Annotated in this window: 15 protein-coding genes; 8 read left to right on the top strand and 7 right to left on the bottom strand. The window is 44.8% G+C overall.

The genetic code is table 11. The annotated features are described in order from the left end of the window. Positions 1-23 precede the first annotated feature (23 nt). From AACU59_RS03725 to recR, 6 genes are all read left to right on the top strand, one after another. Complete coding sequence (locus AACU59_RS03725; protein WP_017044561.1) at positions 24-1,142, top strand: response regulator; 1,119 nt, start codon at positions 24-26, stop codon at positions 1,140-1,142. Between the two features lie 332 nt (positions 1,143-1,474). Continuing rightward, positions 1,475-1,840: a YbaN family protein gene (locus AACU59_RS03720; RefSeq protein ID WP_017044101.1), complete on the top strand. Its 366-nt coding sequence runs from the start codon at positions 1,475-1,477 to the stop codon at positions 1,838-1,840. Positions 1,841-1,997: 157 nt separating this feature from the next. Then, positions 1,998-2,543: an adenine phosphoribosyltransferase gene (gene apt, locus AACU59_RS03715; RefSeq protein WP_013857239.1), complete on the top strand. Its 546-nt coding sequence runs from the start codon at positions 1,998-2,000 to the stop codon at positions 2,541-2,543. A gap of 21 nt (positions 2,544-2,564) precedes the next feature. After that, the gene (dnaX, locus tag AACU59_RS03710; protein WP_094145649.1) at positions 2,565-4,709 is read left to right on the top strand and encodes a DNA polymerase III subunit gamma/tau; all 2,145 of its coding nucleotides are present in this window, start codon (positions 2,565-2,567) and stop codon (positions 4,707-4,709) included. 82 nt (positions 4,710-4,791) lie between these two features. After that, positions 4,792-5,121 (top strand): YbaB/EbfC family nucleoid-associated protein, encoded by a 330-nt coding sequence (locus AACU59_RS03705; RefSeq protein WP_013857237.1) that lies wholly within the window; start codon positions 4,792-4,794, stop codon positions 5,119-5,121. A 50-nt stretch (positions 5,122-5,171) separates the two neighbouring features. Continuing rightward, positions 5,172-5,771: a recombination mediator RecR gene (gene recR, locus AACU59_RS03700; protein ID WP_013857236.1), complete on the top strand. Its 600-nt coding sequence runs from the start codon at positions 5,172-5,174 to the stop codon at positions 5,769-5,771. A gap of 77 nt (positions 5,772-5,848) precedes the next feature. Here the strand turns inward: recR and AACU59_RS03695 are convergent, their stop codons facing one another. Beyond that, complete coding sequence (locus AACU59_RS03695) at positions 5,849-6,097, bottom strand: YkgJ family cysteine cluster protein (RefSeq protein ID WP_013857235.1); 249 nt, start codon at positions 6,095-6,097, stop codon at positions 5,849-5,851. Positions 6,098-6,255: 158 nt separating this feature from the next. Here AACU59_RS03695 and AACU59_RS03690 point away from each other — a divergent pair, with 158 nt between their 5' ends. Further along, the gene (locus AACU59_RS03690) at positions 6,256-6,696 is read left to right on the top strand and encodes a YcgN family cysteine cluster protein (RefSeq protein WP_017047805.1); all 441 of its coding nucleotides are present in this window, start codon (positions 6,256-6,258) and stop codon (positions 6,694-6,696) included. Positions 6,697-6,718: 22 nt separating this feature from the next. Here AACU59_RS03690 and AACU59_RS03685 read toward each other — a convergent pair whose 3' ends face one another. The 5 genes from AACU59_RS03685 to gap all read right to left on the bottom strand — a co-directional run bounded on the left by AACU59_RS03685 (position 6,719) and on the right by gap (position 11,189). Beyond that, positions 6,719-7,069 carry a hypothetical protein gene (locus tag AACU59_RS03685; protein ID WP_094145648.1) on the bottom strand — a complete coding sequence of 117 codons (351 nt, stop codon included), beginning with the start codon at positions 7,067-7,069 and terminating at the stop codon, positions 6,719-6,721. A 149-nt stretch (positions 7,070-7,218) separates the two neighbouring features. Further along, on the bottom strand, positions 7,219-8,142 hold the full coding sequence (locus tag AACU59_RS03680) for a ChaN family lipoprotein (RefSeq protein ID WP_217898842.1): 924 nt from the start codon (positions 8,140-8,142) through the stop codon (positions 7,219-7,221). A gap of 70 nt (positions 8,143-8,212) precedes the next feature. Next, positions 8,213-9,034 carry a 23S rRNA (guanine(745)-N(1))-methyltransferase gene (rlmA, locus tag AACU59_RS03675; RefSeq protein WP_013857231.1) on the bottom strand — a complete coding sequence of 274 codons (822 nt, stop codon included), beginning with the start codon at positions 9,032-9,034 and terminating at the stop codon, positions 8,213-8,215. 119 nt (positions 9,035-9,153) lie between these two features. After that, positions 9,154-10,038, bottom strand: a complete 885-nt coding sequence (locus tag AACU59_RS03670; RefSeq protein WP_094145647.1) for a D-hexose-6-phosphate mutarotase — start codon at positions 10,036-10,038, stop codon at positions 9,154-9,156. Between the two features lie 155 nt (positions 10,039-10,193). Then, positions 10,194-11,189 carry a type I glyceraldehyde-3-phosphate dehydrogenase gene (gene gap, locus AACU59_RS03665; RefSeq protein ID WP_010317219.1) on the bottom strand — a complete coding sequence of 332 codons (996 nt, stop codon included), beginning with the start codon at positions 11,187-11,189 and terminating at the stop codon, positions 10,194-10,196. 337 nt (positions 11,190-11,526) lie between these two features. Here gap and msrB point away from each other — a divergent pair, with 337 nt between their 5' ends. Continuing rightward, positions 11,527-11,931, top strand: coding sequence for a peptide-methionine (R)-S-oxide reductase MsrB (gene msrB, locus AACU59_RS03660; protein WP_013857228.1), 405 nt, complete (start codon positions 11,527-11,529; stop codon positions 11,929-11,931). Between the two features lie 47 nt (positions 11,932-11,978). Here the strand turns inward: msrB and AACU59_RS03655 are convergent. Beyond that, on the bottom strand, positions 11,979-12,711 hold a 733-nt coding region (locus tag AACU59_RS03655; RefSeq protein ID WP_161437780.1), incomplete at its 5' end, for a DUF2989 domain-containing protein.

The following is a 12,711-nucleotide window of genomic DNA, read 5'->3' as shown; positions in this document are numbered from 1 at the left end:
TAAAAGCATTGTGAGGCAGGATTATGTATAAATCTCACATTCAGGCTAGTGAGTTCTTGGCGAAAAAACCTTCAGATAATCAGCATGTCGAGCAAAAACTGATCATGCTCGTTGATGATGACCCAATTTTTAGGCGAATAACCAGTGGTTATTTGTCGGCTCAAGGCTATAAAGTGCTTGAAGCTGAAAATGGTTTAGAGGGGTTGCGCAAGTTAAAAGATGCGGAGCCTGACCTTGTTGTGTGTGACTTAGCAATGCCAGTACTGAACGGCATTGAGTTTGTTGAAGAGGTGAGCCTTGAGTATCCCTCGCTGCCACTGATTGTGGTCTCTGCAACTGATGAAATGGCTGATGTTGCAAAAGTGCTGCGATTTGGTGTTAAGGATTTTCTTCCTAAACCGATTGGTAACCACCAGTATTTAAGCAGTGCAATAGAAAGTACGCTCGAAGATACGTTCAGTCGTTTATCTGATCAGCGCGATTTTTCGACGCAATGGTTCCGGGTCGATGATGGTGGTGATATTCCAGAAGAACAAGAGTTGCATTGGCATCTGGAGTATTTACGAGAAAACCCCAGTACCGCGAAAGATTTGCTGCACGCGTTATTACCAGAAAAGGATACTTCACAAGGCAGTTGGAAGTGTAGTTACCGTCTTTTACAATCGGCGGATGTGATGCCGCTGGTATTTGACTATGCGTGGTTGATGAACGGGCAGTTTGCCTTTTACTTAGTCGATTCAGATGCCCATTATGAAAATAGTGTGGCTTCAACATTGCTCGTTCGTGCTCTGTTTCACGATTATCTTCGCAACTTAAAAAGCTTCAGTGCCGATCTGAAAGACCTTGCCGACATACTGGAAAAAGGTATTGAATGCTCAGAGTGTGCTAATCCAATCAACGCGGTATTCGGTATTGCGGATTTAAGCGAAGGTACACTCTCTATCCTGCCAGCTGGGCTCGACAGTCAATGGTCAAATGGCTACTTAACTCAACATATTGCCGCGGGTGTTAGCCTTGGGCAGAACTGTTTAAAAAACTTTATCACTAAAGATTTACCGATCAACTCAACTTGTCAGCTATCAACTAATCGCTTAGGTTCGAGTAGTTTCAAACTCAATATTTACCAAGGTGGCAGCAGTTAATAACCTTATCTTTAGTCGGTGTTTGCGGTGATTTCTTTGAGGTATAGTTCGCGTCTAGAACAACAATCACCCAATTCGTTTACGTTGCATTAACTTTGTTTATGGTGCCAAAAACGAACGGAGTCATCCAACACTAGAGAAGTTATGATGGAAGAGCAGAATTTTAAAGAACCTTACAACATTTTTTATTTTTTAGGCTTTATTGCCGTACTTTCGATCCCTATATTGCCAGCAATACTGACTTGGATCCGTGTGTTTAATGGTTATTCAACTTTCTGAGTTGGATAGTACGTTGGGAGTTCACCATCAATATTCGTCATTTTCTTCTTACGGTGGCTGGTGGGCTCTGCCTTCTGTTAGGCGTGATAGGAATATTCTTACCGCTACTCCCCACAACACCTTTCATACTCCTTGCTAGCGCTTGCTTCTTACGAAGTAGCCCTCGTTTTCATGCTTGGTTGCATCAACATCAGACGCTAGGCCCAATACTGGATAATTGGCAGCAACATGGTGCTGTTTCGCGGCAAGTGAAACAACGGGGATGTTTGTGGATTATTCTAAGCTTTATTTTTTCCATCTGGGTTGTCCCACACTTTTGGCTCAAAATTATGTTGTTTACTATGCTTGTGGTCCTGATCACTTGGTTTATTCGACTTCCCACTCATGAGCAGGTTGCTAACCAACAAGAAAATCACTAGCATTATGGGGAAGTGTGCCCATTCTTCGAATGGGCGTTTGTTTTTTCAGCGGCTAAGATATTGTGGCTTATCTATGTTGCTGAGAGCTCACGCTCTATCATTCTGATACGTAAATGTATCGTGAGAAATGAAGAGCCAATCTAAGTAAATGTAAGTTATGACAACCGAAACTATCTCTTTGATCAAATCGAGCATTCAAAGCATCCCTAACTACCCAAAACCTGGCATTTTGTTTCGTGATGTAACTAGCCTGCTAGAGGATGCAAAAGCCTATCAAGCAACCATTGCTTTATTAGTCGAAAAATATAAAGACATGGGCTTTACCAAAGTTGTGGGTACAGAAGCGCGTGGTTTCCTATTTGGTGCGCCATTGGCTTTAGAGCTTGGTTTGGGGTTTGTACCTGTACGTAAGCCGGGTAAGTTACCACGCGAAACGTTAGCCCAATCTTACGAATTGGAATACGGTACTGACACATTAGAAATTCACGTTGATGCGATCAAACAAGGTGATAAAGTGCTGGTGGTGGATGATCTACTGGCAACAGGTGGTACGATTGAAGCGACGACTAAATTGATCCGCCAACTTGGTGGTGAAGTCGAGCACGCGGCTTTTGTCATCAACCTACCTGAAATTGGCGGAGACAAACGTTTACAAGGTTTGGGCCTGAACGTTTATAGTATTTGTGAATTTGAAGGTCACTAAGCTAATCAACTGGACGTACTCATGAGTTATCTTGCCTTAGCGCGAAAATGGCGACCAACAAAATTTAATGAGGTAGTGGGGCAAGCACATGTCTTAACTGCACTAGAAAATGCGTTGGCCCAAAATAGATTGCACCATGCGTATTTATTCAGCGGTACACGTGGTGTAGGCAAGACGACGATTGGTCGCTTGTTTGCCAAGGGGTTAAACTGTGAAACAGGTATTACGGCCACACCTTGTGGCCAATGTGATACTTGCCGAGAGATTGACCAAGGCCGTTTTGTTGATCTTTTAGAAATAGATGCGGCATCACGAACCAAAGTCGAAGATACGCGCGAATTACTTGATAACGTGCAGTACAAGCCTGCTCGCGGTCGCTTCAAGGTGTACTTAATCGATGAAGTTCACATGCTGTCGCGCCACAGTTTTAACGCTTTGCTTAAAACGTTGGAAGAGCCGCCTGAGTATGTGAAATTCTTGCTCGCTACGACAGATCCGCAAAAGCTGCCGGTTACGATTTTATCGCGCTGCTTACAGTTTCATCTTAAGCCGATCAGTGTTGAAAATATCCACGATCAGCTTGAGCATGTTTTAGCGGCAGAGCAGATCCCTTGTGAAGCGAGAGCATTAAGAATGATCGCTCATGCTGCCGATGGCAGTATGCGTGATGCACTTAGCTTAACTGATCAAGCGATAGCACTAGGTAATAACCAGGTGATGGCCGATGTAGTCGCCCCAATGCTTGGCACGCTAGACACAGATCAAGCACTCCATTTACTGCAAGCCATTAGCAGTAAACAGCCTCAAACGGCGATGGATAGCGTTGCACACTTAGCACAAAATGGTGTGGATTGGGATGGATTACTACAACAACTCGCGGCGCAGTTACACCGTATTGCGATGTATCAAGCGTTGCCAGCAACACTGGACAAAACCCAACCTGACTCAGAGAAAGTGCAACTGCTTAGCAAAGCACTGAGCCCACAAGATGTGCAGCTCTATTATCAAATTGCTTTAAAAGGGCGTGAAGATTTAGCACTCTCGCCAACCGCTCGAACGGGGCTGGAAATGATTGTGCTACGTATGATGGCGTTTCGTCCTGCTTCTGTATCGTTGGTGAATACGTTCAGCACTGAAGTGAGTTCAGATGTCGCAGTGCCAAGTCACGGCACTCCTTCACTACAACCCGCATCAGCGGCAACGCCTCTAACTGAACCTAAGCAAACGTCGGCGGCTCCCGTATCGGACAGTCAGGTTAATGAGCCACAAAGGCATGAGGATACTCCGCCTGATTATGGCATCGTTCAAGATTACGATAACCGCTATGCGGATATGAATGATGACATGTCCAGTGCAATGGAATATGCCCCAGAATCGTATGAGCCTGCACCAGTACCTCAACCACCGGCACCTTCTTCAGCTCCACGTCCCTCACCGATTGCAGGGCTGCGACACCAGTTGCGTTCACAGCGCCAAGGGGTTGCTCAGCCAGCAAAAGGAGTGAATGAAACAAAGAGCAACGGGACAAAAAAGCCTAATGCGGCATCGACTAAATCTGAATCTGTGCTTGAGCGTGTTGCCTCGCATGGAAAATCAGCTCGAGTGTCGCCTTTGTCAACATCCGCTCCTGAAGCTGCCCCAACCTTGGACAACGAGCCTTATCAGTGGCGTCCAACGCTGCAACCTGTGGTGGTTGAGCAACAAAAAACAGAGCTGACACCGACACAAATTAAGCAAGCGCTAGAACATATTAAAACGCCAGAGATGGCAGAAAAGTTACTTGCAGAATCGATAGAACAAGATGAGTGGGCAGCTCTGATCCACCAGCTCGATATTGCCAAGTTAGTGGAACAATTAGCACTTAATTCTGTCTACCACAAATCGGGCTCATCAATCGAGCTAGTGCTGCGGCCAAGTCAGGCCCATCTTAATACCGATAAAGCACAAAGCGAGTTGTTAGAAGCGCTCAATGAGACATTAGCTGAAGAGTGCCACCTTAGCGTGACAATTGGTGAGCAAGGTGAGACTCCATTGGAGCTTAGAGAGCGTCTTTACCAACTCAAATTAGAGCAAGCATTGAACAGCTTGGAGGCCGACTCTCACGTAATGTTCTTCAAGCGACGTTTTGATGCGGAACTTGATCGCGACAGTGTGCGGCCGATTTAATCAATTAAGCGAGTGTGGGGTTGAATCTATATGTTATGACCCCACCTTATGTGAAACACTCAATTCAACCAGAGAGATAAACATGTTTGGTAAAGGCGGTATGGGCAACCTAATGAAGCAAGCCCAACAAATGCAAGAGCGCATGCAAAAGCTACAAGAAGAAATTGCGAATATGGAAGTGGTTGGTGAGTCTGGTGCTGGTCTGGTAAAAGTGACCATTACTGGTAGCCACAGCGTACGCCGTGTAGAGATTGATGAAAGCTTAATGGAAGACGACAAAGAGATGCTAGAAGATCTGATTGCCGCCGCTTTCAATGATGCTGCGCGCCGCGTGGAAGAGACTCAAAAAGAAAAAATGGCTTCTGTCACTGGCGGTATGCAATTACCACCAGGTATGAAGATGCCGTTTTAACGAACGACTTTTTAACAAACAACCTTTTTAACAAACAAAATAGGTTACTAATGCGTACCAGTCATATGCTGGAGCATTTGATGGAGGCCTTACGTTGTCTGCCTGGGGTGGGTCCCAAGTCAGCACAGCGTATGGCCTTTCATTTGTTACAGCGCGATAGAAAAGGCGGCTTACAGCTCGCCGATGCTTTAAGCCAAGCCATGACAGAAATTGGACATTGCAGTGAATGTCGAACTTTCACTGAAGAAGAAACTTGTCATATTTGTAGCAACCCTAAGCGGCAGGATAATGGCCAACTCTGTGTAGTCGAAAGCCCTGCTGATATTGCGGCCATTGAAGCTACAGGCCAATATTCTGGACGTTATTTTGTTCTGATGGGGCACTTATCACCTTTAGATGGTATCGGCCCGAGTGATATTGGTTTAGATACGCTGGATTACCGTTTGCAACGTGGTGGCATTGCCGAAGTCATTCTTGCCACTAACCCAACCGTTGAAGGGGAAGCGACCGCGCACTACATTGCGGAATTATGTCGCGCCCATCAAGTCTCTGCGAGCCGTATTGCTCATGGTGTGCCTGTTGGCGGTGAGCTTGAGCTTGTTGATGGCACGACGCTATCACACTCTTTGCTTGGCAGACAAAAGCTGTAGTACCTTTCGAATCATTGCCCTAGCTGCTGGGGCAATTTTGAGTGACGCCATCAATTAAGGCAAACAAAGCAGTGCCATCAAGTGATTTTTTCGAGTTCGGTAATGTTGCTCAAAGCTTCTTGGTTCGTGTTGCCACAGACCATCGGGCAAGGCTTAAATTCGTGGCATACTTTTGGACGTTCAGGCTTACCAAATAACTTGCACAAATTAGCGTCATTAAGTTGAATGCAACGTACACCTGCTGGCTTTCCTTGCTCCATACCCGGGATGGAGGAAGAAATACTAGGGGCGATACAACACGCACCACAACCAAGTCTGCATTCCATAATTGAGTACCAGTAAAAAGAAAAGGGTGACGATCCTAGCAGATGTGACCGAAGTGTACAGCAATAGCTTCCTAAATTAACCAGCCGTTTTTATCCTTGAACTTTGGTTGGTGTGGAGGTATAACACGCACCCCATTCGTTAAGTAAGATAGAGACTCATGAACACACCATTCTGGCAAAATAAGAAATTAGAACAAATGACGGAATCGGAGTGGGAGTCGCTTTGTGATGGATGCGGTAAGTGTTGCTTACACAAGTTAATGGATGAAGATAGTGATGAGGTCTATTACACCAATGTCGCTTGCAGTTGGTTAAACAGCGATACCTGCTCATGCAAGGATTATCCAAACCGTTTCAATTCTGGTGAGGAGTGCTTAAAACTGACGCGTGATAAAATTGATGAATTTAACTGGTTGCCGGATACGTGCGCCTATCGTGTACTGTCAGAAGGCAAAACATTGCCGCAATGGCATCCTTTGATTACCGGCTCCAAAGAGGCGATGCACGCCGCGCAAGAAAGTGTTCGCAACAAAGTCGTTTATGAGATTGATGTTATCGACTGGGAGGACCACATCATCAACCATCCAAATCGCAATTAATATCCAATAGAAATCTAAAAGACTAGAGAAGCAGTAACAAACCTCCTACTGTTGCTGCGGCGGAAAAATATTTCCCTGCGGAATAGGAGCTATCGTCTTCTTCTGGTTTTTTATCTGGATGATCTAACCCCAAAGCACCATGAGCAAATGATTCCACTTTGCCTGTCACGGTTTTCTCTTTGTTTTCTAACTTACTCTCTTTGTCGAGTTGTTGCAGCGCTGCGAGCAAGGCTTTGCCTTCATCAGACAAAGTGACGGTATTCTGCTCCACTTTGAGCGGGGCAGAGGGGGGGGATGCCGCTGTAGAATTTGCTTGAGCCCTAACTTGCTGGAGTGAGTGCAGTTGCGCTGAGCTTGTCCCTACCGGTGTCATACTTCTCTCCTATAAATGCCATCAGTTAATGTATCGACAGATTTATGAAAAACTTGTGCAAAAATTCGCAATTTGTATGAAGTGTGTGCAAGCAAAAAACGCGCCTACTTTATATGAAAAGAATAAGCAGGCCCGTTATTCGCCGCTAATTAGTCGCAAGTGAGATCTGTGTTGCGATTCTTTATCTGTTGATAGGCTTGCATGCGATGCTCTGCTTGAACATAGGCGGTGGGAATTGGCAGTACAGTGAGTTGGAAATCAGGATACGATGCCTGGGTATCCTCTACGGGCGTGATGATGGCAACCTTTAAATCAGGATTTCGACGAAGGATAGAATGCGCCGTGCCTAAACCCTGCTCGGTGTGGAACTTACCTGCGATGTGCATCACCTGAGCTGTCGGGTGGTTTTGTAAATAATCCACCATGCTTTCTGCCATTGTTTCATCCCAAGCGACCTGAGCTGCGTACTGTTTTTCAGTTTGCTCTTTTGAACCGTGGTGCATTGATTCCATGAACTTCGCTTTGTAGGGAGAGGTTGAGGTGTCAATTTGGTGTGCAACCTGAGCCCGCTCTACTGGCGTTAATTTATCAAGGTATTTGATCCCTACTTTGCCGATACAACGTACGAAAGGTTTAGGCGCATTAGCGGCAATGACATCCAACTGCTGTGATTTTGCAAATTCAACCAGTGGGCGGTAGTCACTTTGGTAGTTTGGCCACGCTCTGGTCTGAGAAATAAGGTATTGTTCGCCGATTTCTCCTGCTAGATAGCGGTTCAGTATCTCTTGTTCATCGCGTGAAAATTGTTCCATAGACAAGGCTACATGGGTGTTTTCGCGGCTGAGTTGTGCCAATAGCTCGGTTTGGAAGCGATGAATGGCTGGGTGTGTATGCCACTCACCGACTAAAATGATATCGGCATTTTTTATCTCATTCGGCAGCGAATTGAGATTCAATGGTTTGCCGCTAGGGGTAGATAATTGGTAGTCATAAAAGTGAGCAATGGGCTTCGGCTGGTGCGAAGCACAGCCAAAAAGTGGTAATAGTAGAGCCAGAGAAGTAACTAAGCGCATGAGTGTCTCCATTTTGAATTTGGCATAATAATGGAGACACTGTGGATTTGCAATATAATGAGAATTATTATCAACTAACTTTGCGATAAACGCTGATCATAAAATCGGCCTCACAATTAAATTGCTCAGCTTGCTTTAATTGCGCTCTTAGCTCATCACTGGCCCGCCATGCAAACGGCGTCATCTGTAATAAATCAAAAGCATCGTTACCGCTTAATGCCATGGTGTAGTGCAGTTTTTGTTGCTCTACTAATGTAAACCCAGCTATCTCTTCTGCGGTTTCATCATGCAGTTGAACATTAGGATAGATCCCTTCTTTTAACTGATAGAGGTGCCTTGCCGCGGGTGTAACGGTAATCACCACTCCTTGCTTTTGAATGCAGCGGTAAAGCTCTTGTGCTTTACAGGGCGCATAAATTCGTAATATACCGGCTAGGGAAGCATCGTCAAAGGGCAAGCGGTGGCTGGAGGCAACGACAAAGTTGACCATAGGGTAGCGCTTTGCTGCATAACGGACGGCGATTTTAGAGATATCTAACCCATAGGTGACCGATTGTGTCGAGTGTTGTGCAAGCGTTTGAGCGACAAATTGGGTGTAGTAACCTTCGCCGCAGCCGATGTCTAAAAACTGATAAGAAGAATCTTGCAGATACTTACTGCACAACTGAGCGACCGTCTGACGCATTAGATCGTAATGTCCACCTTCAAGAAAACGGCGACGAGCTTGCATCATCTCTTTATTATCACCCGGATCTTTTGAGCGTTTATGATGTGCAGGCATCAAATTGACGTAGCCCTCTTTGGCTATATCAAATTGATGATTATTTTCACATTTCAATATTTGCTGCTGTTGCAACAGAGGTTGCTGGCAAAGGGGGCACAGATACGCCATGAAGATCTCGCTTGAAAAACAAAGGCGCCAGTTTAGCGTCTGCGGCTAGAAATAAAAAGGACAGCGTGATTTCACTGTCCTCAGCATGAGTATGATGACGGAAAATTCGCCAAAAAAGCTTAGTTGGAAAAAACCGTCGTGACGAGCTGATGGCTTTCACCTGGTTGCAAGGTTTTTCCTGCGGACAAGCAAGGGGCATGCAGTGTAGATTCAACACACAGCATCGTTTGATAACCATCGTCAGGCATATCTGCCATTGATTGAGCGCCTTGAGCCCATGGGTTCCACAAGACGGCAGAGTTGTGTCCAGTATTTTCAACCACTAACGTGCGATTCAAAACAGGATCTTGGACCTGAATTTGTGCTTCAGGCGCGGTATAGACGCGATCAATCGTATCGGTGAGGATGAGTGTTGAACCACCTTGACACATTTTTGCATCTTGTAAGCTGTCTATATATTCAACGCCCATACCTGTAGTAGTGGTCTGGGTAATATTACCAACCTTGAGGTAGCTGTGCAGCGCTGCAGAAAACGTCCATGCTTTCTCATCCGTATTGGTCGTTTCTAAAGTGACTTTTAACTTGTCACCGATTTCAACATAAAGACGGGTTTTGAATTGAAATGGCCAAATAGCCAGTGTTTGGGGCGAATGGTCGAGCCCTAACACGATAATGACGCCCTGCTCGTTTTCTCTATGTTCAATCAATGCCCATTCACTGGTGCGTGCGAAACCATGGGCTGGTGCAGCAATACGGCCAAACCATGGCCAACAAACAGGGATCCCGCCTCTTAGAGCGGCTTTACCGTCAAAAATGGCCGTGTCACTCATCCAAATGAGCTCATCTTGTCCTTTAGGAGTGAATGAGATGACATGGCCGCCATGCAGTGTAATTCCGGCGGTCGCTTTGTCATGAATGACGCGAACAATTTTAACGCCCTCTTTCTCAACGATGGTGACGTTGTCAGAAAGATAAGTCAGGGTAGGGAGAGATTGCAGATCCATAAATTCGATACCTCATACCATTCCTACCGGATAAATAAGTGAGGAACGGCTCGGATTGTCTAACGCAGTCCCATTAATGAAAGGGACAGATACTAAAAAGGCGACACAATGGCCGCCTTTTTGTTCTCAACGAATTTCTTCGCTAAACACTACGATTATTTAGAAACGTGAGCGATTAGGTCTAGAACTTTGTTTGAGTAACCGATTTCGTTGTCGTACCAAGATACAACTTTAACGAATTTGTCAGTCAGTGCGATACCAGCTTTAGCATCGAATACAGATGTGTTGATTTCGCCGATGAAGTCTTGAGAAACAACTGCATCTTCAGTGTAGCCTAGAACGCCAGCGAATTCGTTTTCAGAAGCGCGCTTCATTTCAGCACAGATTTCTGCGTAAGATGCTGGGTTTTGTAAGTTAACAGTTAGGTCAACTACAGAAACGTTCGCTGTAGGTACGCGGAAAGCCATACCAGTCAGTTTGCCGTTTAGTTCTGGGATTACAACGCCAACCGCTTTAGCTGCGCCAGTTGAAGATGGGATGATGTTTTGAGAAGCACCACGACCACCACGCCAGTCTTTCGCAGAAGGACCATCTACAGTTTTTTGAGTCGCTGTAGTTGCGTGAACAGTAGTCATAAGACCAGACTCGATGCCCCACTTGTCGTTAAGAACTTTAGCGATAGGTGCTAGGCAGTTTGTAGTACAAGAAGCGTTAGAAACGATGTCTTGACCAGCGTAAGAAGCGTGGTTAACACCCATTACGAACATTGGAGTCGCGTCTTTTGAAGGACCAGTTAGAACAACTTTTTTCGCGCCAGCAGTGATGTGCTTACGAGCGGTTGCATCGTCTAGGAATAGACCTGTTGCTTCAGCAACCACGTCAACACCGATTGCATCCCATTTTAGATCTTCTGGGTTACGCTCAGCTGTTACACGTACAGTTTTGCCGTTTACAACTAGGTTGCCAGCTTCAACTTCAACAGTACCGTTGAAACGGCCATGAGTTGAGTCATACTTTAACATGTATGCCATATAATCTACGTCGATAAGGTCGTTAATACCTACAACTTCGATGTCGTTGCGCTCTTGTGCTGCACGGAATACGAAACGACCGATACGGCCAAAACCGTTAATACCTACTTTGATAGTCATTATAGTTGCTCCACAACTTAATTTCTGATTAAAGATAACTGGTAGTAAAATTACAGAATCCAGTAAATGTCTGCAACAGATAATCGGACTTAACTTGTTTAAAGTCAAAAAAAAGCGTCGCTTTTTTTCACAATTAATCGTAAGTGATTAAATTTTAAACTTTATACCGCTTCTGTTTACTTTCAGCTGGCGTAAAATACTTTAGCCTTCTAAGGCAGTTAGAAATTACATACCTACCATTTCATGGTGAGAAAGTATGTGCTACAAAGAGTGGAGTATGCAAGTTTTTGGCATAAAAAGTACCAGTGCAATATTGAGAAGAAGGGAAGTTTTGTAAGTGAAATCGAAGATTGAGAATAATGTTAAACCTGATGAATACTGGCGTGAAAGACTAACGGATGATGAGTTTTATGTTTGCCGTCAACGCGGTACAGAAGCCCCGTTTAGTGGCAAGTTATTACATAATCGTGACACAGGTGTGTACGCGTGTACCTGTTGCAGCAGCCCGTTATTTGTCTCCAACAATAAGTATGATTCGGGGTGTGGTTGGCCAAGTTTTGATGCACCGATCAATGATACTGCAATCCGCTATCTTGAAGATTTAACGCATGGAATGATTAGAACTGAGATCCGTTGTGCGGTGTGTGATAGCCATCTAGGGCATGTTTTTCCTGATGGACCTCAAACAACAGGTGAACGATTTTGTGTCAATTCAGTGTCGTTAATTTTCAACAAAAAGTGAAAAAGCGGTGAATTCATCACCGCTCTTTGTTTTATGATTACATTTTGTTAGTTGGCAAAGTCGAGAGGAATGAGCTCTGGTTTAAACTGTCCATTTTTGATCGCGTCAACGATTTTTTCGGCGATGTCGTCGAGTGCATCAAATTTTTCTTGATCAAACCCGTACAGCAATTTGAGTTCTGTCTCTGAAGCAACCGGCACATTGAATGTTTTCCCTACCATCGCCCAAATGTAAGCTTTTTCTTTCTGTTTGAGAATTTGGTTGGTACTGGCAAGAGATTTGATAGCATCAAGGTTGATACTGCCTTTTGGGCTGAGTTCTAAGGTTCGATGGAGCAAATAGATTGCTTTTTCTCGATCCCGTTGAACATAAAAAGTAGCGAGAGCGTATTGCATTTCTGCTGTATCTAGCTCGGGTTTACCTTCACGTTGTAAGAATTTTCTTTGTGCACTTTTATCACCAATCTGACTCCAGAGAAAGTATAAGGTTTCCGCGGAGCTGGATGACTGAAGCTCTTTTTCAATCTGCTCTAAATCTTTCCCTGTATTGACGAGTGCTGAAAATCGACGTTGTTTCAGTTCCGTTTGATCAATAGCTTGAATTTGTGAAGCGAGCTCGAGACATTTTCGATAAGCTTGAACTAATCCGTATTCTTTAATCTTGTTGCTATCGCTTGGATTTTTAAGTACTTCAAATCGATGCCAGATGAGGTCCGTGCGTGGAACTCTACATTGCCCATCATTTATATTGAGCCTTTCACAGCGCAAATTAGGATTATCT

Origin of the sequence: Vibrio sp. V23_P3S9T160, assembly GCF_963886625.1 — a bacterium.
In the GTDB taxonomy this organism is placed as follows: domain Bacteria; phylum Pseudomonadota; class Gammaproteobacteria; order Enterobacterales; family Vibrionaceae; genus Vibrio; species Vibrio anguillarum.
This window is presented reverse-complemented; position numbering and strand designations above follow the sequence as displayed.

Coding starts and splice junctions, on each gene's coding strand:
- AACU59_RS03725 (WP_017044561.1), top strand. CDS start 24: ATGTATAAATCTCACATTCAGGCTAGTGAGTTCTTGGCGAAAAAACCT.
- apt (WP_013857239.1), top strand. CDS start 1,998: ATGACAACCGAAACTATCTCTTTGATCAAATCGAGCATTCAAAGCATC.
- dnaX (WP_094145649.1), top strand. CDS start 2,565: ATGAGTTATCTTGCCTTAGCGCGAAAATGGCGACCAACAAAATTTAAT.
- AACU59_RS03705 (WP_013857237.1), top strand. CDS start 4,792: ATGTTTGGTAAAGGCGGTATGGGCAACCTAATGAAGCAAGCCCAACAA.
- recR (WP_013857236.1), top strand. CDS start 5,172: ATGCGTACCAGTCATATGCTGGAGCATTTGATGGAGGCCTTACGTTGT.
- AACU59_RS03695 (WP_013857235.1), bottom strand. CDS start 6,097: ATGGAATGCAGACTTGGTTGTGGTGCGTGTTGTATCGCCCCTAGTATT.
- AACU59_RS03690 (WP_017047805.1), top strand. CDS start 6,256: ATGAACACACCATTCTGGCAAAATAAGAAATTAGAACAAATGACGGAA.
- AACU59_RS03685 (WP_094145648.1), bottom strand. CDS start 7,069: ATGACACCGGTAGGGACAAGCTCAGCGCAACTGCACTCACTCCAGCAA.
- AACU59_RS03680 (WP_217898842.1), bottom strand. CDS start 8,142: ATGCGCTTAGTTACTTCTCTGGCTCTACTATTACCACTTTTTGGCTGT.
- rlmA (WP_013857231.1), bottom strand. CDS start 9,034: ATGGCGTATCTGTGCCCCCTTTGCCAGCAACCTCTGTTGCAACAGCAG.
- AACU59_RS03670 (WP_094145647.1), bottom strand. CDS start 10,038: ATGGATCTGCAATCTCTCCCTACCCTGACTTATCTTTCTGACAACGTC.
- gap (WP_010317219.1), bottom strand. CDS start 11,189: ATGACTATCAAAGTAGGTATTAACGGTTTTGGCCGTATCGGTCGTTTC.